This is a genomic window from Paracoccus sp. 228, from assembly GCF_000967825.1.
Classification (GTDB): domain Bacteria; phylum Pseudomonadota; class Alphaproteobacteria; order Rhodobacterales; family Rhodobacteraceae; genus Paracoccus; species Paracoccus marcusii.
The window spans coordinates 662,008-682,737 of the sequence record NZ_JYGY01000003.1 but is presented as its reverse complement, the minus strand read 5'-3'; the positions used below and the strand labels follow the sequence as shown (position 1 = coordinate 682,737).

The 20,730-nt window shown below is 60.9% G+C and carries 17 protein-coding genes; 7 read left to right on the top strand and 10 right to left on the bottom strand.

The window, feature by feature from the left end; all coding sequences use genetic code 11:
• Entirely contained in the window at positions 1–378 is a 378-nt protein-coding gene (locus tag SY26_RS12955) for a hypothetical protein (RefSeq protein ID WP_046000807.1), read from the top strand.
• 112 nt (positions 379–490) lie between these two features.
• On the opposite strand, the gene SY26_RS21180 is transcribed toward SY26_RS12955, so the two are convergent.
• Positions 491–853 (bottom strand): hypothetical protein, encoded by a 363-nt coding sequence (locus tag SY26_RS21180; RefSeq protein ID WP_157020489.1) that lies wholly within the window; start codon positions 851–853, stop codon positions 491–493.
• A gap of 185 nt (positions 854–1,038) precedes the next feature.
• On the opposite strand from SY26_RS21180, the gene SY26_RS21175 reads away from it, so the two are divergent.
• Positions 1,039–1,260, top strand: a complete 222-nt coding sequence (locus SY26_RS21175) for a hypothetical protein (protein ID WP_157020488.1) — start codon at positions 1,039–1,041, stop codon at positions 1,258–1,260.
• Positions 1,261–1,859: 599 nt separating this feature from the next.
• Here SY26_RS21175 and SY26_RS12940 read toward each other — a convergent pair.
• Entirely contained in the window at positions 1,860–2,270 is a 411-nt protein-coding gene (locus SY26_RS12940; protein WP_046000804.1) for a BLUF domain-containing protein, read from the bottom strand.
• A gap of 133 nt (positions 2,271–2,403) precedes the next feature.
• Positions 2,404–3,672 carry a CAP domain-containing protein gene (locus tag SY26_RS19970; protein ID WP_052715268.1) on the bottom strand — a complete coding sequence of 423 codons (1,269 nt, stop codon included), beginning with the start codon at positions 3,670–3,672 and terminating at the stop codon, positions 2,404–2,406.
• Between the two features lie 409 nt (positions 3,673–4,081).
• On the opposite strand from SY26_RS19970, the gene SY26_RS21170 reads away from it, so the two are divergent.
• Positions 4,082–4,321: a hypothetical protein gene (locus SY26_RS21170; protein WP_157001628.1), complete on the top strand. Its 240-nt coding sequence runs from the start codon at positions 4,082–4,084 to the stop codon at positions 4,319–4,321.
• 1,076 nt (positions 4,322–5,397) lie between these two features.
• Here SY26_RS21170 and SY26_RS21165 read toward each other — a convergent pair.
• Positions 5,398–8,538 carry a calcium-binding protein gene (locus SY26_RS21165; protein WP_157020487.1) on the bottom strand — a complete coding sequence of 1,047 codons (3,141 nt, stop codon included), beginning with the start codon at positions 8,536–8,538 and terminating at the stop codon, positions 5,398–5,400.
• Between the two features lie 416 nt (positions 8,539–8,954).
• Between SY26_RS21165 and SY26_RS12925 the strand changes: the two genes are divergently transcribed.
• Both SY26_RS12925 and SY26_RS12920 read left to right on the top strand, forming a co-directional pair.
• Positions 8,955–10,706, top strand: coding sequence for a type I secretion system permease/ATPase (locus SY26_RS12925; RefSeq protein WP_045999929.1), 1,752 nt, complete (start codon positions 8,955–8,957; stop codon positions 10,704–10,706).
• On the top strand, positions 10,703–12,028 hold the full coding sequence (locus tag SY26_RS12920; RefSeq protein WP_045999928.1) for an HlyD family type I secretion periplasmic adaptor subunit: 1,326 nt from the start codon (positions 10,703–10,705) through the stop codon (positions 12,026–12,028). The genes SY26_RS12925 and SY26_RS12920 overlap by 4 nt, the downstream gene beginning before the upstream one ends.
• On the opposite strand, the gene rnr is transcribed toward SY26_RS12920, so the two are convergent.
• Genes rnr through SY26_RS12900 form a run of 4 tightly spaced genes read right to left on the bottom strand, consistent with a single transcriptional unit; the run spans position 12,029 to position 16,605 of the window.
• A complete protein-coding gene (gene rnr / locus SY26_RS12915; protein WP_046000803.1) occupies positions 12,029–14,278 on the bottom strand; it encodes a ribonuclease R in 2,250 nt (749 codons plus the stop codon).
• 4 nt (positions 14,279–14,282) lie between these two features.
• Complete coding sequence (locus SY26_RS12910) at positions 14,283–14,702, bottom strand: GNAT family N-acetyltransferase (protein ID WP_046000802.1); 420 nt, start codon at positions 14,700–14,702, stop codon at positions 14,283–14,285.
• Complete coding sequence (gene dapE, locus SY26_RS12905; protein WP_046000801.1) at positions 14,699–15,838, bottom strand: succinyl-diaminopimelate desuccinylase; 1,140 nt, start codon at positions 15,836–15,838, stop codon at positions 14,699–14,701. The genes SY26_RS12910 and dapE overlap by 4 nt, the downstream gene beginning before the upstream one ends.
• Positions 15,838–16,605, bottom strand: coding sequence for a sulfite exporter TauE/SafE family protein (locus SY26_RS12900; protein WP_046000800.1), 768 nt, complete (start codon positions 16,603–16,605; stop codon positions 15,838–15,840). The genes dapE and SY26_RS12900 overlap by 1 nt, the downstream gene beginning before the upstream one ends.
• Before the next feature lie 179 nt (positions 16,606–16,784).
• Here SY26_RS12900 and SY26_RS12895 point away from each other — a divergent pair, with 179 nt between their 5' ends.
• Together SY26_RS12895 and SY26_RS12890 are read left to right on the top strand one after the other, a co-directional pair.
• Entirely contained in the window at positions 16,785–18,383 is a 1,599-nt protein-coding gene (locus tag SY26_RS12895) for an acyl-CoA dehydrogenase family protein (RefSeq protein ID WP_369799433.1), read from the top strand.
• A gap of 81 nt (positions 18,384–18,464) precedes the next feature.
• Positions 18,465–18,920, top strand: coding sequence for an META domain-containing protein (locus tag SY26_RS12890; protein ID WP_052715267.1), 456 nt, complete (start codon positions 18,465–18,467; stop codon positions 18,918–18,920).
• A gap of 3 nt (positions 18,921–18,923) precedes the next feature.
• Here the strand turns inward: SY26_RS12890 and recO are convergent, their stop codons facing one another.
• Together recO and rarD are read right to left on the bottom strand one after the other, a co-directional pair.
• On the bottom strand, positions 18,924–19,667 hold the full coding sequence (gene recO, locus SY26_RS12885; RefSeq protein ID WP_046000892.1) for a DNA repair protein RecO: 744 nt from the start codon (positions 19,665–19,667) through the stop codon (positions 18,924–18,926).
• Positions 19,668–19,765: 98 nt separating this feature from the next.
• Complete coding sequence (gene rarD / locus SY26_RS12880) at positions 19,766–20,698, bottom strand: EamA family transporter RarD (RefSeq protein WP_046000798.1); 933 nt, start codon at positions 20,696–20,698, stop codon at positions 19,766–19,768.
• Positions 20,699–20,730: the final 32 nt, after the last annotated feature.

Below are 20,730 nucleotides of genomic sequence, written 5' to 3'. Positions count from 1 at the left end.
ATGAACCCGCTGATGATCTTCAAGCCCTTTCGCGACCTGTCGGCGCTGATCGAGCAAGCGAACCGTCTTGCCGGTTCGGACAAGCGCTGGTCGCTAGCCTTCACCAACCGCTCCTTCATCGTTGCCTGTGTGGCCGTCGTTGCCGCGGCCGCGCTGATGCTTGGCCTGCCGTTCCCCGTGCCGATCGATGTGACGGCGGAGACGGTCTATGCCGTGATCACCGTGGCGGGCCTGCTGTGGGCCGGCATCGAGCGACTGCTTGGCAAGACGCGGGCGGTCTGGAACAAGAAGCAGGCCGTTGAGGCAGTCGAGGAGGCCGATGCCCTGACCACAGCACTGAACGAAGTTCCGGGAGTCTCAGTTAAGCAACCTTATTGATGCCTCTGCGCGTGGTGAGCCGGCTGGTATGCCATCACCATCGCGCAACGCTTCATCTCATGGAAAAATGAGGTCTCCGGTCCAGCCAAACCGGTTTTGAAGGTCGAGAGCCTCAGGCCAGCTTGCAAACGGCAGTGCCGTCACCAAGCTCAGTACTTTCAGCAGGAACAGCACCGCCGGCAGTATGATCAGCATCAGCGTGCATGCCCATGTGAGCGCGAGCAGAAGCTCGGTCCCGATCTGCCTGGCTTTTTGCATTTGCGCGCCTCTGCTTTACCGTCACCGCCGTCTTGCTCACGAACTTGTCGATGGTTTCGAGTTCGCTGATCATTCTCATGATGCGCAACCGGATGAAGGCCTCATCCTCATCGCTTACTGCGATCCGGGGGATGGCGACCCTGCAGGCAGTGATGACGGCCTTGGCATGGGCCAGATTGATAGCGAGATCTTTGCTCGTCTTCACGCGATAGTCCACTGGCAGCTCCGCCGTTTTTTGACAGCGTACTCCAGCATCTCTTAACGAAGGGTTAACCGTACGCCGATCGATATCATGGCGGATACGGTCTAGCCGTCATCGCCGTGGCAGGCTTTCTGTAGTCTGACTACCTGCAGTCGGTGCAGCGTGCGAGTGCTTGTGAAACCAAGGCCGCGGGATCTTGGTTGACACCATTCATTAGTATGTCCTGCGGAGGGGCGATGGTGGTCACTCATATCCAACGACGAAAAGTTCAAACGCCGCGTATCGTGATCACTGCCAAGATCATCGCACCATCCAAGCCTGCCTGTATTGATCCGATACAAATGCGGGAAGGATTTCTGGAACGGGTGGTTGACCGGAAGGTCGACCAGGCCATTCGCGCCATGCACCCCGATCACAAGTAAGGTCGGTTTCGAAAATCGACGAACCACTAGAAACTTTCGAATTGTTCTTTTTCGTTCCAATCGACCGGAAGGAGACACCCATGCCCCGCCATCGAATCCACGAGCCTATCTTTCCGGAGAACCGGGCCCTCTAAGTCACTTGGTGCGATGAGTGGCAGGGTGATCGGTATTCTTTGGCTGCAGGCCACCTGAGCGCCATGCTAGCCGCGTGGGACGCGATGGCCGATTACTCACCGCGGGACACGCTGTCGCTTCATTTCGGCAGCAGAATCGTCCGGGCCGGGCTGCCGGAATGATTCGACATCCGACATCCTGTGCGTTGTTTTGTCCCATAGCCAGAAAAAGCACAAAAGGAGAACTTGCGCAGTGGTGACGCTGGTAGGCTGAATGAAGAACGCTGTTGACCATCTGATAAATGATTTCCTAGGCGCAGGTCAGGAGACCAGTTTGTCCGTGCATGATCTCCGCAAATTTCAATCCGAACTTGCGAGGCACCAGGCGATCAAGACGATGCTCGATGCGAAGGTGAGCTTTGCCATCAGGATGTTCGAGAGGAACGACTGCTTGCCGTCATCGGATCAATGACGGCTCCGTTTAGCTCAGCGGACCTGTGTGCCTGACTGCGCGTGCATGAAGGCAAGCACAGCCTTTGCATACTCTTGGTGATCGGCAGTTCCAGCTTCATGTGTCGCAATGAAGTTGAAGAGCATGTTCTCTTCCGACAAACCGAGGGCCATGTCCCAACCTGGAAACTGCCGCATCGGGACAACATTCCTACCCAGAACTGTAAGCCCGTGATGGGATTTGCTGCCGTAGATATGGCGCTCAACAATCTGCAGCTCTGCTTCCGGGCCTTCTATCCACTGATGAAAGATCCCATCCTCCCAGTGCAGATATCCCGTGATGTCCATGTTGCCGTTGCGATGACGTGCTTGGGCCAAGATGGCCTTGAGCTTCGGGTCCTTCGGCTGAAGGGTCGTTTCGCTACGGTACAAAAGATTGGTGATCAAAGCGTCCTACCTCTCGCGGAGGCAAGTTTCATGCCTCGGGCGACCAGCAATAGGAATAGCTGATCATCAAAGGCTAACCTTAGTTAGTCAGTTAGACTGATAGCTGATCACGCGGATAAGCCTCATGGCACGCTTAGAAGAGTAGGATATCTTCCGCAATCGCTTCCGCGGTTATGCCTTTACCAATAAGCGTGATGACGTTTCCGTTTCCGAAATCCAAAACCGCCTTCGTCGGAGTTTCCGTGATGATGTCGTAGAACCTTGGAACAGACTGGCGAAGGATAGCATCATCTATCATGAGCCGGTCGATCCCAACCTGATAGTCTGTGATGTTATCGGAGCCGCCGCCTGTGTCGAACACGAACGTGTCGGCACCAGCCCCACCAGTGAGCACGTCGTTACCCTGTGATCCAATCAACGTGTCATTTCCGGCGCCGCCTTGGATTGTATCGGAGCCAATGCCGCCTACCAATTTGTCGTTGCCACCCCCACCCCACAGAACGTCATTTCCATTTCCCCCAATGAGGGTATCGAAACCAAATCCGCCGTTTAAGGTATCGTCGCCGTCTCGACCCCATAGAAGGTCATTTCCGCCGTGACCCTCAAGTCGGTCATTGCCCTGGTTGCCATCGAGGACGTCATTCCCTAGCCCACCAAGCAGCACATCGAAGCCATAACCGCCAATGAGACGATCATCGCCTTGCCCACCGTCAAGGGTGTCGTTCCCACCTCTGCCATGAATCCAGTCGTCACCTGCCAGCCCTCGAGCGAGATCGGCACGACCACCAAGCTGAAAGTCGTCTGAACGAGCGGTTCCTTGCACCGCAAGGCCGTCTGGCGAGGAGGTTTTGACGACACCGTCGAAGCTATCGTCACGCCATTCGCCGCGGCTTTCTGCACTTGTGTCGATCGCCGGAACAATACCTCTTCCAAAGACACCGGTATCCAATACCGGCTGTCCTGTCGTCCGTCCAAAGTTCTGAGTGACCATCAGAACCGCATGGCCTTGGAAATTGCCCATCTCTAAACCGATCCCAATAAACTCCATATCGGGGTCGACGACGTTCCGATAGTGACTTGGGCTATTGAGAAGGTTCTGATGCAGCTGCCTAATTTCGTCAGTCAGGTCCGCAGCGCCACGAACTGAGACATACGCCAAGTTCTCTCTCGTGCCCCACCTTTCCCCGTACATGGGGAACCCAGCCTTCTCCATGCGATCGGAAGCGGATGATCCACCTGCGCCCACATGTGAAAACATGTCCGCATAGAGCATCCATTGACTATGCCGTTCGGCAGACTCATTTAAGGGCTTTGCAATCTTAAGCGGTGCAAGGCCGTTCTCGAGGCGGGTATTGTTCACCAGTTTGACGAAATAGTGCTCGTAGGCAGTCGCGAAACTCATGGATCTATCCTCTTCGAGAGCAAATAGCATCAAGTACGAGCATTTCGCAAACAATGCATTAAGATCGCACATGGTAATAAGATAAATCTGTAATTGTTTATCTAGCTACCTCGCCCCCCACAGTGGGCGTGGTCCGTCGCCACTATGCCCTTAAAGAGTGGCTGTTCGAATTCAATGCTTAAGGGGCTGTAGAAGGATCGGTCACGAGCGTCCGACAAATGGGGCCGCAAGCCTTGGGGCTGGCCGGACGACCGCAAGTAGCCCCCTGCCCTCGTGACAGACAGCGACTAAGTCGAACCGTTCACCAGCATGCACCAGTTGGAATACCTTGATCGGATCTTCAGTCTGGTTGAAGTATCTTAAGGATTTATTAATAAATCGCGTGTAAAAATTTTGTAAAGGAGTCAACATGGATCTTGAGATTAGAAGTGTTCGCGAACTTAATGTACAGCTTGCTCACGCAAACTCAGTTATTGATACCTGTCGCAAAAGCATCCACCGGTTGAACATCGGTGATGACGCAGTTTCCTATGCTTTGACGCGAGTTGATATGGCAATCTGCAATCTGGAAGTCATAAGAGAGCACTTAGAAAAAGATGCTGCGCTTTGGGCACATCTAAGGGCCGCAAATATTATAAACGATAACTGAATTAACGATGATTTTATAAAAAGATCATAGTGATCGAAGATTCTGGAAGATAAAGAAGGACTCAAGCGTGATCGCTAAAAGCCTCTCCGTCTGATCCGCTGACGTCCGTGGTAGATGCGAGATCGACAAGTTACGCAGCTACACCAGCTTAGTACGTAGAGCTCAACCTTTTTTAGATGCGTCGCTACTATCGGCTCTAGCCGAGAGTAATTGACTGGCGCACCCTCCGGGCTCCGTCCTGGCAGGCCTTCTGGACATGGACGTCAGTGTCAATGCACTGATTGAGGCTATCTATGGTCCTGGATCTGCCAACATCATGAATAACAATAATTGGGATTTGATTTTGCACCATGCCTGGACAGACTCCCCACGGCGATCCGATATTTATATCGGAGCGGATGGCACGTTCTGTTCTCCGGGCGCCACCTTACCACATTCTGTCTGATCCAAGTGTTCGGAAAGAAAGTGAAGGGATTGCATACAACTGTCGATCTGCTTTTTGACGAGTTTGCGTTCGCCGCGGTCCAACACCGTCACGCAAATATACGCATGCTCAGCCTTATTTCGCAATATAATCAATGACTTAAAGAGTTCACCTAACGTCTTCGTATGTGCCATAGTTGCTCCGTCTTTCAAGATAATTTCGGTTTGCACAGGCGCTACGCCCGTCTGAAACCAGATCAAAACCGGAACCATAAACAATCGTAGGGTGCATAGCTTTTACCTGCTTACCGTTCGAAATTCGTTAACGGGTGGCGGAAATTCGCCGAAAAATTGTAGTTTTTCATCTATTCACTGGGCGATGCATAAATACAACACAACAATAACAGATTACTCATATTCTCATGTACATCCGTTCACGCGATCAAGAATTGCCCAAGCCAGAAAACAGCCCAAGGGACTGTGTCCCCGGCGAATGTCCATCACCTAGTATCCTTGGGTAAAAAGCTGCGGATCGTGAGCCTTATTGATACTTATTCCAGCTACTGCCGGCGACGGGTGTGCGGTTCCAGTATCGTATTTATTGATTTTTTCAATGCGTATGCCATCTAACAAATCCGCCGGGCTGTCGAGGTTTAAAAAATAAGATCTATATTATCGGAGTTAGTAACTCCCGGAAGAAAAATAACGAAATCAGCATTTCGATCACCGTTGACGTCAGCGCAAACAAATGTGCCGCCATCCTCGCTTAAGAACCACAGGGCGTTTGCTTCTGGTCGCTGACAGATTTTTAGCGACTGAAAACTTGGTCTGTTGATATTTGAGTCAACCGTGGAAAGATCAATAATATCGACACCGGTTCTGAAGTCGTATACCTTATCAAACGCCCCTGGCTTGCTATCGCCGAGCTTAAACTGAAAGATATCTCTTCCAGGGCCGCCATATAGATGATCGATTCCCGCTCCGCCGCTCAGACGATCATTGCCCAAACCTCCGCGGAGAGTGTCATTGCCACCCTCCCCGTATAGACGATCATTACCGTGTTGTCCGTGGATTAAGTCGTTGCCAATGCCCCCATATGATTGATCATCACCGTACCCAGAAAATAGCACATCGTTACCAAAGCCCCCGAATAGGTTGTCGTTACCCGCCGCACCAGCCAATGTATCGCTACCTAGCCCACCATAAATCTGGTCGTTCCCCCATCCTCCGTGGACATAGTCGTTTCCTTGGTTGCCGCTAAGCCGGTCGGATCCATATCCACCAAAGATTCTATCGGAGCCGTAACCACCGTGGACAATATCTGAGTCGATGCCGCCAAAAATCGTATCTTGGCCCGATCCGCCTAAGATGCGATCGCTTCCAGCATCTCCATTTATAAAATCGTTACCATTTCCTCCATTAATTTCATCATTTCCTGCTCCACCATATAGGCGGTCAAATCCTGTACCGCCGTATATGACGTCGTCTCCCAGGCCACCAAAAACTATGTCATGCCCGTGATTTCCACTTAGCTCATCATCGCCAGCAGCACCGTAAATTTTATCATTTCCAGACATTCCGTAAATTTTATCTGAATGCGCCGTGCCCCATAACTGATCAGCCGATGCACTCCCATAAACTACCTTTCCTTCGTCCAAAGGAGCTACGTTTGGGTCCTCATCAAGGTCTGAACCAATCCCGCCTACCGAATCAATAATTCTTGATAAATTTTCAAAATAAAAGTTTGTGGCAAACTTAGCCTCATAAGTAATTTTTATTGCCTCAGAAATCTGAAAGTCTGAGAAACCTTTGAGATACCTGTTAGACAAAGAATAACGTTCGGATTGCTGTAAAAAGTCTATGTTATATAGGTATAGGTCAAACATTATGTTAGACGCGCCTGCGATCTTCACTTCTCCTCCGCCGGGCATGGAGATATACAGATCTGCACCATCTATCCGAGTTGCGTTCTGAAGCTGCACCTTACTTTTAAATGCACCTCCAAACGATATTAGATCGCCAGACGCAAAGTCCAAAATATCTACATTTGCGTCTGGCATTACTATAAAGAGATCATTTCCTGCTCCGCCGACAGCAGTAGACTGAAGTCGGCCTTTGGCGGACGAAAATAAAAGCATATCGCTACCACGGCCACCCCTAACATTATCAATTCCGCCGTCTGATAAAATTAAGTCGCCGTGATCGCCGGCCAGAAGGATATCATTACCCTTTCCTCCGGCAATAACGTTTTTGCCGCCACTTCCGAATATTCTGTCATTACCAACATGGCCGTAAAGCACGTCATTTCCGTTTGCTCCCTGGAATGCGTCATTAACCATTCCTGTTCGTGGGTCGGTGACGTTGTGAGCGCCCTCTATAAAAAGATCTCGCTTACTATCTGAAATTATAACTACGACAATTTCGTTGGGCGCTAGCTCGCTGTCAAACGTGCCACCTGGTCCTGAAACGACTTTCATGTCGCCACGAGCATCAGCTATCTGTCCAGGTAAGGGAGTTTTGGACATAGACTCGTCGTACCAGGTACTATAAGGCGAATCTGCGGGAATAATGTGATACGTGGATACATGATAGTTGCTGGATATGCTGCTTAGATAAATTGATGTATCTTCATCTGTTTGATTGTAGAAGAATACTACTTTCTGATTTTTTTCTGAAAATCCGTTAGTCTGAATATCACCCGATTGCTCCACCCAGTCGGAAACTTCGGTGTTTTTTACAGAGCTTTTACCTATTAAATGTCTTTCAGCGATATCATAAAGCTGACCCATCGGGGTTGCAATTGTTACTATCGCTCCGCCATCGCTTTCGGACGGTGAAAATTTCGTGTCGTAGAATTTGTTCGATAGCCAATCATATGAAATTCCCCAATGATCGATCGCATCGACACCCGCCTCGATCAGTTTTGAGAACGCATTGATCCATGCTGCAGCCTGTTGCGTTCCAACAGCTGTGTTTTCACCGATATTAAATTCTGATATAATAAGTTGAATGTCATCTGAAAAGCCGGTGGCTTCCTGAAAAACTCGCATTGGATTTATGGCCCAATTGATCTTGGCAGTTAGATCGTTAGCGTCTGGATAACTGTGCTGAAATATTGCACTTACTAATGCGCGGTTTTCAGTCGTTATCTCGTTGATAATTTCTTGTGAATGGCGGGGACCTACTGCGGTCCAGGTTCCGTCGGCATTTTGCTCCGCCTTCCATTGAACGCCAGCTTGTATTCCTATTCCTGGGCGATCATCTGCAGGACGGTCCCCCCATACCTCATTTATCATTCCATTTATTGCGGAAATCTCTGCGTTTGCTATTCTTCCATACTCGTCAGGCTGTAAAGATCCCCATTCTTTACTACCCCAATATTCATTACCGATTTCAAAATTAGTTATCTTAACGCTCGGGTATTCGGAAATTGCCTTAGATAGCTCTGCAAGATATGCACTGAATCCTCGTGTATCGAAGTGTCCTTCAACTTTATCGTAAAATTGAAATGTCGGCGTTACAATCGATACCGATTTTCCGTTTTTTTCAGCGAAATCAAGCATTTCTCGAATAGTTAACGTATATTTCTCGTCCTTCGGATCCATTGGTTTCCCAAACATACGGTGAAGGCCACCATTTTCCCATGTTTGAGCCTCCGTGACGCCCCCACCTGGATATCGAATATTCGAAAAATCGATCTCCTCAAGCGTTTCATGGTAGGCGTCGCCATCAGTGAGACTATCGCGAGTGAGAACTACGTTTCCACCAAAGTGGCTATGTCTGATCTGCGCCATTTTAACCCTCTGTTCATTTCCTTTAACAAAGGGTTTTTTTATGCAGGATCAATTCCTAAATAATTAAAATTCTCTCCATGGGTCATTTACCCGATACTTTTCAAGAAAGAATTTCAAAAAAATTTCCAAAAAATTTGCTCATGCATATAATAATTCCAATTTAAAAGACATTATCGGAACAATGCAAAAGGCAGCGACACCAAAAAAGTTGCGAATATATAATAGTAATAATGTTCAAGAAAGTGAATTTAGTGGGGCTGTAGACTGTCTATGGAATAAGAAATTTTCTTAAAAAGGAATCCTTAACCTTTTGATGCGAGGGTCGCGGCAGGCCGGCGTAGGCCTGCGTGGTGATATGGTCGCCGCGGTAACGAGGCAAGCCCCGCCATCGGCGCGGCATTTTCGGGGCAAGACGTATGGCCAAGGCTGCGAACCTGACGGACGGGGCCCGGGAACTGCGCCAGGCGCGCGCCACGGGGTGGCCGCTGTTCCTGTCGGTGGGGGTCTTCTCGGCGGTCGTGAACCTGCTGATGCTGACCGGGCCGCTGTTCATGCTGCAGGTCTATGACCGCGTGCTGGCCTCGCGCAGCGTCGAGACGCTGACCGCGCTGTTCGTGCTGGTGATCTTCCTCTTCGTGCTGATGGGTGCCATCGACATCATCCGCAACCGCGTGATGCAGCGGATCGCCGCCCGGTTCCAGGACCGGATGGAGGGTCGCGTCTTCGACGCCGCCCTGCGCGAGGGCGCATTGCGCGGCGACGAATCGGCCGCTACGGCGGGCGGAATGCGCGACCTGGATTCCGTCCAGCGGCTGATCGGGTCGCCGGTCATGCTGGCTTTCTTCGACCTGCCCTGGGCACCGCTGTTCCTGGCGGCGGTCTTCATGTTCCACCCGGTCCTGGGCATCGTCGCGACCGTCGGCGGCGGGATCCTGGTCGGCACGACGATCCTGAACCGCGTCCTGACCCGCGCGCCGCTGCAGGGTTCGGCCCAGGCCGGCGCGCAGGCGCAGCGCATGGCGGACCTCTATCGCGACGAGGGCGAGGTGATCGGCGCCCTGGGCATGCGCGGCGCGACCTTCGCCCGCTGGCGCCTGGCCCGGTCTGAATCACAGGACAATGCGGTTCGCGCCGGGGACCTGTCGGCGGGGTTCAGCGTCTTTTCGCGGACCTTCCGGCTGTTCCTGCAAAGCGCGATGCTGGCGGCGGGGGCCTGGCTGGTGCTGCGCCAGGAACTGACGCCCGGCGCGATGATCGCCAGTTCCATCGTGATGGGCCGCGCGCTGGCCCCGGTGGACCAGCTGGTCGGCGGTTGGCCGTCGGTTCAGGCCGCGCAGGACGGTTGGGGCCGCCTGGCAGGCCTGTTGTCGCGCCAGCCGCCCGATCCGGTCCGCACCCCCCTTCCCCGCCCAGAAGCCCGGCTGGAGGTGCGCAACCTCTCGGTCGCCCCGCCGGGAGAGGGGCAGGCCACCCTGCGCGGCGTCAGCTTCGGCGTGGCGCCTGGCACGGCCCTAGGGGTCATCGGCCCGTCGGGCGCGGGCAAGTCGACGCTGGCGCGGGCGCTGATCGGCGCGTGGCGCGTGGGCGGCGGCAGCATCCGTCTGGGCGGCGCGACGCTGGACCAGTACCACCCCGACGTGCTGGGCGGCCTGATCGGCTATCTGCCCCAGCAGGTGACGCTGTTCGACGGCACGATYGCCGAAAACATCGCCCGCCTGTCCGACCGCCCCGACCCCGACCAGGTGGTGCGCGCCGCACAGGCGGCSGCCGCGCACCAGATGATCCTGGACCTGCCGCAGGGATACGACACGCGCATCAGCCAGACGGCGGGCCGTCTGTCGGGCGGCCAGATTCAGCGCATCGGCCTGGCCCGCGCGCTCTATCCCGACCCCGTGCTGCTGGTTTTGGACGAGCCGAACTCGAACCTGGACAACCTGGGGTCCGAGGCGCTGAATGCCGCGATCCGGCGGCTGAAGTCGCAGGGCGGCGCGGTCATCATCATGGCCCACCGTCCCGCCGCGATCAACGAATGCGAAAACCTGCTGGTGCTGGAGGGCGGCGTCCGCCGCGCCTTCGGCCCGCGTGACAAGGTGCTGGAACAGATGGTGCAGAATTCGGCCCAGATCCGTCAGGCCCAGACCTCGGGCCAGGGCGGGGGCGTCGCATGAGCCGCGGTCGGACACGCGCGGCCTCGGGCGACCGGCGCTGGCCGGTGCGCGGCCCGATCATCGCGGGCGTGGTGGCGGTGCTGGTGCTGGTGGGCGGCTTCACGGTCTGGGCGATGTCCACGCGCATCTCGGGTGCGGTCGTGGCGGGCGGCCAGGTCGAGGTCGAACAGCAGCGTCAGATCGTCCAGCATCCCGATGGCGGCGTGGTCCAGGACATCGCCACATCCGAGGGCAGCACCGTCGCCGCGGGCGATCTGCTGCTGACGCTGGACGGCACTCTGCTGCGCACCGAGCACACTATTGTCGAGGGCCAGTATTTCGAGATCCTGGCCCGCCGCGGCCGGCTGGAGGCCGAACGCGCCGATGCCGACACGATCACCTTTCCCGACGAACTGGTGCAGGCCGCGACCGCGTCGCCGGCGCTGCAGGATCTGATCGCGGGACAGACCAGCCTGTTCCGCACGCGGCTGGACACGCTGCGCCAGTCGCTGGATCAGCTGGCCAAGCAATCCGACCAGATCGATTCCGAGGTCGACGGCATCGACGCCCAGTTCGCCGCCCTGGGCACGCAGCGCGACCTGATCGGGCGCGAGCTGACCGACCAGCAGAGCCTGCTGGACCGGGGGCTGGCCCAAGCCAGCCGCGTGCTGGCCCTGGAACGCGAGGCCGCGCGCATCGACGGCGAACTGGGGTCGCTGCAGGCCAGCCGCGCCTCGGCCGCGATCCGCCAGACCGAACTGCAGATCCAGAGCCTGCGCCTGGCCGCCGAACGCCGCGAGATGGCCGAGACGGAACTGGGCGATCTGGGCTATCGCGAGCTGGAGCTGGCCGAACGCCGCCGCAGCCTGACCGAACAGCTGGACCGGCTGGAGATCCGCGCCCCCGTGTCGGGCGTCGTCTACAACATGCAGGTCACCACGCCGCGGTCGGTGATCCGGCCCGCCGACCCGCTGCTCTACATCATCCCGCAGGACCGCCCGCTGGTGATCGGCGCGCGCGTGGCGACGATCAACATCGACGAGATCCAGCTGGGCCAGCCGGTCGTCCTGCGCTTTTCCGCATTCTCGTCGCGCACCACGCCGGAAATCGACGGGCGGCTGGACCGCATCTCCGCCGATGCCCTGCTGGATGAGGCGACGCGGACCCCCTATTACCGGGCCGAGGTCTCGATCCCGCCCGACCAGCTGGACAAGCTGGGCGGGCTGGCGTTGGTGCCCGGCATGCCGGTCGAGGTCTATATCCAGACCGGCGACCGCAGCCCGATGGCCTACCTGATGAAGCCGCTGGCCGACTACTTCAATCGCGCGTTCCGCGAAAGCTGATCAGCGCTTGCGCCGCCGCTTGGTGGCGCGCTTGATCTCGGCCAGCCGCGACTTGACGGCCATGCGACCCGGTCCACCGCCGCGTCGTCCCTTGGACGGACCGCGCGGCAGGGTCGCGCCCTCCAGCTCCAGCAGGTCCAGCAGCAGCCCCCCGGTCAGGGGCAGTGCCTCGGCCAGGCGCACTGTCACCCGCTGTCCGATGCCGATCTCCAGGCCAGTGTCGCTGCCGATCAGCATCTGGCGGTCGGGGTCGAAATGGAAATACTCCTGCCCGATGGCGCGGATGGGCAGCAGCCCGTCGGCCCCCGTCTCGTCCAGCTTGACGAAGGCGCCGAACTTCTGGATGCCGCTGACGCGGCCGCTCATCTCGGTGCCCACGCGTTCCGCCAGGAACGCCGCCAGATAGCGGTCGGTCGTGTCGCGTTCGGCAGCCATGGATCGCCGCTCGGTCTCGCTGATGTGGGTCGCGGTCTCGGGCAGGCGTTCGACCTGATCCTCGGTCAGCCCGTCCTTGCCCCAGCCATGCGCGCTGATCAGCGCCCGATGCACCACCAGGTCGGCGTACCGCCGGATGGGCGAGGTGAAATGCGCATAGCTTTTCAGCGACAGGCCGAAATGGCCGAAATTCTCGGGGTGGTAATAGGCCTGGGTCATCGACCGCAGCGTGCTGATGTTGATCAGCTCGTCGAAATCGCTGCCCTCGGCCTGGGACAGCAGGCGGTTCAGGTGGCTGGTGTGCAGCACCTGCCCCTTGGCCAGCGTGAACCCCGAGGCCTGGGCCACCTCGCGCAGCGCATCCATCTTGGCCAGGCTCGGCTCCTCGTGGACGCGGAACAGCAGGGGGCGCTTGCGACGGGTCAGCTCCTCGGACGCGGCCACGTTGGCCAGGACCATGAACTCCTCGATCAGCTTGTGCGCGTCCAGGCGTTCGCGGAACGCCACGGCCGTGACGCGTCCCTCGGGCGACAGCTCGATCCGGCGTTCCGGCAGGTCCAGTTCCAGCGGCTGCCGGCGCTCGCGCGCACCCTTCAGCAGGCCATAGGCATGCCACAGCGGGCGGATCACGTCATCCATCAGCGGCGCGGTCTGCGCGTCGGGCACCCCGTCCGCGCCCGCCTGCGCCTGCTCATAGGCAAGGCTGGCGCGGCTATTCATCATGGCACGGTGGAACCGGTGGCCGGTCTTGTTGCCCTGCGCGTCCAGCCGCATCTCGACAGCGATGACGGGTCGGTCGACGCCCTCGTGCAGCGAACACAGGTCCGCCGACAGCGCCTCTGGCAGCATCGGCACCACGCGGTCGGGGAAATAGGTCGAGTTGCCGCGCCCCCAGGCCTCGCGGTCCAGCGCGCTGCCGGGGCGGACGTAATGGGCCACGTCGGCGATGGCGACCCAGATCGTCGCACCGCCGTCCTCCTCGACAAAGGCCGCGACCGCATCGTCGTGGTCGCGCGCGTCCGACGGGTCGATGGTGACCAGCGGCAGATGGCGCAGGTCGTCCCGCCCCTTCAGCGGCGCGGGCTTGGCGGCCTCGGCCTCGTCCAGCGCCTTCTGCGGGAATTCGTCGGGGATGCCGTGCTGGTGGATCGCGATCAGGCTGACCGCGCGGGGCGCCGACGGATCGCCCAGACGTTCGATGATGCGCGCCTGCGGCAGGCCCATGCGGCCACGCGGGCCGATCTGTTCGCCCTGCACCAGTTCGCCGTTCTCGGCATCCAGGGTGGCGTCGGCACGAACGCGCCATTCCTTGTCCTGGCCCTTGTCGATGGGCAGGATACGGCCGCCCTCGCTGTCCTTGCGGAAGATGCCGGTGATGCGGTTCGCGCTGGCCGTGATGCGGCGGATCAGGCGGGCGCGGTACTGATAATCCTCGCCCAGAACCGGCATCAGCCGGCCCAGGAACCGGTCGCCGCGGCCCAGGGCCGGATCGGCCTTCAGCGGCGCGTACAGGATCCGCGGCATCGGCCCGGTCCCCGACCATTCCAGCGGTCGCGCGAACAGATCGCCCGACCCGTCCGGCGCCAGCAGTTCCAGGACCGTCACCGGCGGCAGCGTCTCGGCGTCCAGGTAATGGCGGCGGCGGCGCTCCAGATGGCCCTCGGCCTCCAGCTCCTTCAACAGGCGCTTCAGCTCGATCCGCGCGGCGCCCTTGATGCCGAAGGCCTTGGCGATGTCGCGCTTGGAATTGGCGTCCGGATTGTCGGACACCCATTCGAGGATCTGCGCCTTGCTGGGGATCTGGGTCTGGGTCATCGGCTCACTTCAGGTCCAGGGCCATGTCGCGATGCGGGATGCCCGCGTCGTCATAGACGGGGCCCTCGGCGACAAAGCCCAGCTTTTCATAGAAACCCATCGCATGGGTCTGCGATCCCAGCCGCACCTGGCGCACGCCGCGGGCGGCCAGCGCGTCGATGGCGGCCCGCATCAAGGCGGCCCCCATGCCGGTGCCGCGCTGGTCGGCCAGCACGCAGACGCGGCCGATCTTGCCGATGTCGTCCTTGACCAGCAGGCGCGCGGTCGCGACCGGACGGTCCTCCGCATCGGTCGCCAGCAGGTGGACGGCGTCGCCGTCCAGGTCGTCCATCTCCTCGGCCTCGGGGACGTTCTGCTCCTCGATGAAGACGGTGCGGCGCAGCGCGTGGCAGGCGGCCAGGTCGGTCGTCTCGACGATGGTCATGCAAAGAACCTTTCCAGGATACGCTGATAGATCACCTGCAGCTGGCGGACCTGCTGGGCGGGGACACGTTCGTCCACCTGGTGCATGTGGGCACCGACCAGCCCGAATTCCACCACCGGGCAGTGATCCTTGACGAAGCGCGCGTCCGAGGTGCCGCCCGATGTGGACAGGACCGGCTGTCGGTTCGTCTCTTGCTGGACGACGCCGCGCACCATGTCGACGAAGGGGCCGGGCGCGGTCAGGAACGCCTCGCCCGAGATCTGGGCCTCGACGCTCAGCGTCACGCCAGTCTGCGCCTGCACCGCCGCCGCGCGGTCGCGCAGGCGGTCCAGCAGGCCCGCCCCGGTATGCAGGTCGTTGAAGCGGATGTTGACCACCGCCACCGCCTTTTCCGGGATCACGTTCGACGCGGGGTTGCCGCAGTCGATCGTGGTGATCTGCAGCCCCGAGGGGTCGAAATGATCCGTCCCCTGGTCCAGCGGTTCGGCGGTCAGGTCGGCCAGATAGCGGGTCAGCGCGTGCAGCGGGTTCAGCGCCTTGTGCGGATAGGCGGCATGCCCCTGACGACCCTTGGCGGTGATGGTGTAGGTGGCCGATCCGCGGCGGCCGATCTTCATCATCTCTCCCATCACCTCGGGGTTCGACGGCTCTCCGACGATGCAGGCCTCCATGCGTTCGTCGTTCGCGGCCATCCAGTCCAGCAGGGCGATGGTACCGTCTCGGGACGGGCCTTCCTCGTCGCCGGTGATGGTCAGGATCACGGCCCCGTCCGGGGGCGTCTGGCGCACGAAATCCACCGCGGCGCAGACAAAGGCCGCGACGCCGGATTTCATGTCGGTGGCGCCCCGGCCCCAGATCACGTCGTCTGCGTCCCAGTGGCCGGAGAACGGCGGGTGCGTCCAGGATGCCGGATCACCCGGCGGCACCACGTCGGTATGCCCGTTGAAGCCGATGGCCCGCGCCCCCTTGGCGCCCCATCGCGCGAACAGGTTCGGCGTGCCGTTGCGGTCGACGCGGTGGCAGTCGAAGCCCGCCTCCTCCAGCATCTCCTGCAGCAGGACCAGGGCGCCGCCCTCCTCGGGCGTGACCGAGGGGCAGCGGATCAGGCGGGCGGTCAGGTCGGCGGCGTCAGGCATCACAGGCTCCAGAGATCAAAGGCGCGGCGGATCAGGTTCAGCCCGGTCAGGATCAGCAGCAGCAGCGTCCAGCGGCGGAACTGTTCGACATCCAGCCGGTCCTGCAGCGCAAACCCCGCCATCATCCCCGCAAAGGCCGGGATGCACAGGACCGCGGACAGGGGCAGGGTCGATGCGTTCAGCAGGCCGGAAAACAGGTGTGCCACCGTCAGGACGACCGCGCCGATCAGGAACACGACGCCCTGCACCCGCACCTGTTCGCGCTTTTCGGTGCCCACCGACAGCAGATAAACGATCAGCGGCGGCCCCCAGATTCCCGAGATGCCCCCGTACAGTCCGCCGATGACGCCCGACCACCCCTCGGCCCGCCTGCGGTGGCGCAGGTTCAGGACCAGCGGGCGGCCCGACAGCTGCCACAGCGCGAACAGCGTGATCGGCACGCCCAGCAGCGCGTACATCACCCATTGCGGGATCACCGCCGCGAACCCGGCGGAGACGCAGATGAAGATGCCGACCATCGCGATGTGCAGCCGGAACTTGACGGCCGAGGCCACGGCGGCGGGCCGCCCGTCGCGCACGGCCTGCTGGATGTTGGTGAACAGCGTCGGCAGGATCATAGCCGCCAGGGCCACCGGCGCCGGCATGATCGACCCGAAGGCCGAGATCATGATCATCGGCATGGCAAAGCCCAGGGCCCCCTTCACGAAGCCCGCGAAGGCGGTAACCCCGAAGGCCGCCACGAATTGCCAGGGCTCCAGTCCGAACATGGGCGCACGCTAACCGCGACGCCGGGAAAGGAAAAGGCCGCTTTGACGGATCAGCGACATGCGAATCCGGTGCGACACAATAGGTCGCGCGGCGGTCATTGGGCGCAAAATTGTTGCGCTGCAGGTGCGAAGGCGCTACCCATGCTGCAATGCCGCGAAAGGACGAATCGATGAAAGACATGACCCATCAGTCCCAGACCGTCCTGTCCGAACTGGACGATCTGCTGGACAGCGCCAAGGATGCCCTGCGCGCCCGCGTGACGGTGGACGGCCGCGTCGACGCCGATGCGCTGGAGCGGCACCAGCATGCGGCGCATGCCCTGTCCTGGCTGGCCACCTATGTCATGTCGCTGCGTCAGCTGGCCGACTGGTCGGCGCGCGTGGACGGCCCTGTCGAGGCGCTGATCACCCGCATCGGCATGGGAGAATACCTGACCCAGATCCAGGGCGGCATCCCGATGAGCCAGACCGAATTCGCGCGCCTGGCCGATCTGGGTGTGACGTGGCAGCCGTCGGAACAGGCGCTGTTGCTGATGGCGGGCAACACGCCAGAGGCGCGGGCCGAACTGGCCGCCCTGATGGCGCGCGACGCCGGCGCCGCGATCTTTGGCGCCAGCGGCCTGGACGAGGATCTGGAGATGATCCGCGACCAGTTCCGCCGGTGGAGCGACGACAAGGTCGCCCCCCATGCCCATGGCTGGCACCTGCAGGATCAGCTGATCCCGATGGAGATCATCAGCGAACTGGCCGAACTGGGCGTCTTCGGCCTGACCATCCCCGAGGAATTCGGCGGCCTGGGCCTGTCCAAGGCCGCGATGGTCGTCGTGTCCGAGGAGCTGTCGCGCGGCTATATCGGCGTGGGCTCTCTTGGCACGCGCAGCGAGATCGCGGCCGAGCTGATCCTGTGCGGCGGCACCGAGGCGCAGAAGGCGCACTGGCTGCCGCGCCTGGCCAGCGGCGAGACGCTGCCCACCGCGGTCTTCACCGAACCCAACACCGGCAGCGACCTGGGCAGCCTGCGCACCCGCGCGGTCCGGGACAGCGACGATTGGGTGGTGACCGGGAACAAGACCTGGATCACCCATGCCGCCCGCACGCATATCATGACCCTGCTGGCGCGCACGGACCCCGCGACCGACGACTATCGCGGGTTGTCGATGTTCATCGCCGAAAAGACCCCCGGCACCGATGCCGACCCCTTTCCCACCCCCGGCATGACCGGCGGAGAGATCGAGGTCCTGGGCTATCGCGGGATGAAGGAATACGAGCTTGCCTTTGACGGGTTCCGCGTCGACGGCGCGAACCTTCTGGGCGGAGAGACGGGCCGCGGCTTCAAGCAGCTGATGGAGACGTTCGAATCCGCCCGCATCCAGACCGCGGCGCGCGCGATCGGGGTGGCGCAGAACGCGCTGGACCTGGGGCTGCGCTATGCGCTGGACCGCAGGCAGTTCGGCAAGCCGCTGGCGGCCTTTCCCCGCGTGGCCGACAAACTGGCGATGATGGCTGTCGAAATCATGATCGCGCGGCAGCTGACTTATTTCAGCGCGTGGGAAAAAGATCACGGTCACCGCTGCGATGTTGAGGCAGGGATGGCCAAGCTGCTGGGTGCCCGCGTGGCCTGGTCGGCGGCCGACAATGCCCTGCAAATCCACGGTGGCAACGGTTTTGCGCTGGAATATCCGATCAGCCGGGTGCTGTGCGATGCCCGCATCCTGAACATCTTCGAGGGCGCGGCAGAAATCCAGGCCCAGGTGATCGCGCGCAGGTTGTTGGGCTGATGCGCGCGCGGGCTGGATCGGCGCCGAAAATGACGCTAGACCACCTCAGCCCCGCTTGTCTGCGCCCATAGGAGCCTGCCCATGTCCCTGACGATCCGCCCCGCCCTTGCCCTGGCCGCCATCGCCACGTTGACCCTGTCCGCCTGCTCGGAACCGGCGGGCGACCCGATGGGCGGCATCCCGGCCAACGACTATGTGCTGGTGGGCATCGGAAACGGCACCGTGCCGCTGCGCAACATCACCCTGACGACCCGCCCCGAGGGCGTGTCCGGTCGCGGGCCGTGCAACGGCTATGCGGCCAAGAACACCGTCCCCCTGCCCGCCGTCGCCTTCGAGCCGCTGCAGACGACCGGCGTCACCGACTGCAAGGACCTGGCCGTCGAACAGCGCTTCTTCGAGGCGCTGCAGCAGGCCAGTTCGATGGAGTTCTATGGCGGCGTTCTGCGCATCAAGGGCCCGACCTGGCTGATCTTCGAAAGCGGCCGCCCTGCCGAACAGGCCACCGACGCGCTGTCGGCCGCCCGCGGCAACCAGTAGGCCTCAGCCGTCCTGCGGCCCCGCGGCGGGCCGCAGCAGGCGCCGCACAAGCCGCCCCCGCGCGGCGGGCAAGGGGCGTCCGACCAGGTCGGGCGCCAGCCGCCGTTCCAGGAAATGCCCGGTGATGGCCAGCCCCTGGGCCAGATCGCGGCCGCGATTGTCGCCCGCCCCGCCCATGACCGCCGGCAGTGGCAGCAGGCGGTCCGCCCAGTCCCCCGCCCCCTGCCGGCTGACCGCACGGCCCGATCTTGGGCTGACATAGGCCAGCCCCTCGGTCGCGCCGGTCACCGCGCAGCTGGCAAGGTCCAGGCCGAACCCCATCTCGTCCAGCAGCAGCATCTCCCACGCCAGATAGGCGGGCGGCCAGTCGGCACCCGCCTCGATCTGGTCCAGCAGCGCCTCGGTCCGCTGGACCAGCATCGGGTGCGGATCGCGTTCGGGCAGCGCAAAGACCAGCAGCGCGCAGACGGCGTTCAGGCCGGCAAGCGCGGTCGGATCGGCCATCAGCCCCGCCCGCATCCGCAGCGGCTCGGCGGCAAAGCTGCCCAGCTGGTCCGACTGGCGCGCGCGCCAGCGCAGGGTCAGCCGCGCGCCGGGCTGCAGCATGGCGGCGCGTTTCTGCGATGCCCCGCCGGGGACGACCCCGGCATGGCGCCCGTGTTCAAGGGTCAGCACGTCGATGATGACGGCCGTCTCGCAATGGGGACGGCGGCCGATCACGGTGCCTTCTGCCTGCCATTCCATCACAGCCTCCGGGTCCGCCGACACAGCTTGCGCGATCCGGCCTGCGGGGGCCAGAGGGCGTCACGCGGGCCACGGTCGCGCGCCCCGCCGGCATGGGGTGCCTATTGCATGCGCCGGGCGGCCAGGTCGCGACGGTCGCGGCGTCTCTGGCCCGCCTGGCGGACCAGCGTCACCGAATAGATGACCAGTGCCACCCAGATCATCGGGAACGCGATCAGGCGGGCCCCGTCGAAGGGTTCGCCGAACAGCACCACCGCGCACAGAAAGATCATCGTCGGCGCGATGTATTGCAGGATGCCGATGGTCGACAGGCGGATCAGCTTGGCCCCGTTGGCATAGAACAGCAGCGGGATCGCCGTGACCGGCCCGCATCCCAGCAGCAACAGCGCCTGGCCCCAGCCGGCGCCAGTGAAATGCGACTGACCCTGCAGCGCCTGCCAGATCAGGAAGCCCGCCGCCAGCGGGGTCAGCAGCAGCACCTCCAGCGTGAAGCCCTGGTTGGGGCCAAGCGGCAGGCTTTTCTTGCAATAGGCATAGAGGCCCCAGGACAGCGTCAGGCCGATCGCCACCACCGGCAGGCTGCCCGCCTGCACGGTCAGCACGATCACCGCGGTGGCCGCCAGCGCGATGGCCGCGACCTGCCCCCGCGTCAGCCGTTCCCCCAGCAACGTCGCGCCCAAAAACACGCTGAACAGCGGGTTGATGTAATAGCCAAGCGCCGCGTCCAGCGCGTGATCGTTCGAGATGGCCCAGACATAGATCAGCCAGTTGACCGAGATCAGCACCGCCGTCAGCGCCGCCATCGCCAGCAGGCGCGGCTGGCGCAGGGCCTGGCCGACCTCGGCCGCGCGGCCCTGCCACAACAGGACGGCGGCCGCGATGGGCAGCGACCAGACGATGCGATGGGCGATGATCTCGGCCGCGGGCAGATGGGCCAGCGCCTTCATGTAGATTGGCAGGAACCCCCACAGCCCATAGGCCGCGACGGCATAGGCAAGGCCCTTGGGCGAATCGGTTTGCGGGGTGCTGCTCATGGCGTGATGCATATTCTGCAAACCGCGACCCC

Excerpts from the sequence above, each read along its gene's own strand:
- SY26_RS12890 (WP_052715267.1), top strand. The coding sequence starts at position 18,465 with ATGTCCCTGACGATCCGCCCCGCCCTTGCCCTGGCCGCCATCGCCACG.
- SY26_RS12895 (WP_369799433.1), top strand. The coding sequence starts at position 16,785 with ATGACCCATCAGTCCCAGACCGTCCTGTCCGAACTGGACGATCTGCTG.
- SY26_RS19970 (WP_052715268.1), bottom strand. The coding sequence starts at position 3,672 with ATGAGTTTCGCGACTGCCTACGAGCACTATTTCGTCAAACTGGTGAAC.
- SY26_RS12910 (WP_046000802.1), bottom strand. The coding sequence starts at position 14,702 with ATGACCATCGTCGAGACGACCGACCTGGCCGCCTGCCACGCGCTGCGC.
- SY26_RS12920 (WP_045999928.1), top strand. The coding sequence starts at position 10,703 with ATGAGCCGCGGTCGGACACGCGCGGCCTCGGGCGACCGGCGCTGGCCG.
- SY26_RS21165 (WP_157020487.1), bottom strand. The coding sequence starts at position 8,538 with ATGGCGCAGATCAGACATAGCCACTTTGGTGGAAACGTAGTTCTCACT.
- rarD (WP_046000798.1), bottom strand. The coding sequence starts at position 20,698 with ATGAGCAGCACCCCGCAAACCGATTCGCCCAAGGGCCTTGCCTATGCC.
- SY26_RS21170 (WP_157001628.1), top strand. The coding sequence starts at position 4,082 with ATGGATCTTGAGATTAGAAGTGTTCGCGAACTTAATGTACAGCTTGCT.
- SY26_RS12955 (WP_046000807.1), top strand. The coding sequence starts at position 1 with ATGAACCCGCTGATGATCTTCAAGCCCTTTCGCGACCTGTCGGCGCTG.
- rnr (WP_046000803.1), bottom strand. The coding sequence starts at position 14,278 with ATGACCCAGACCCAGATCCCCAGCAAGGCGCAGATCCTCGAATGGGTG.
- dapE (WP_046000801.1), bottom strand. The coding sequence starts at position 15,838 with ATGCCTGACGCCGCCGACCTGACCGCCCGCCTGATCCGCTGCCCCTCG.
- SY26_RS12900 (WP_046000800.1), bottom strand. The coding sequence starts at position 16,605 with ATGTTCGGACTGGAGCCCTGGCAATTCGTGGCGGCCTTCGGGGTTACC.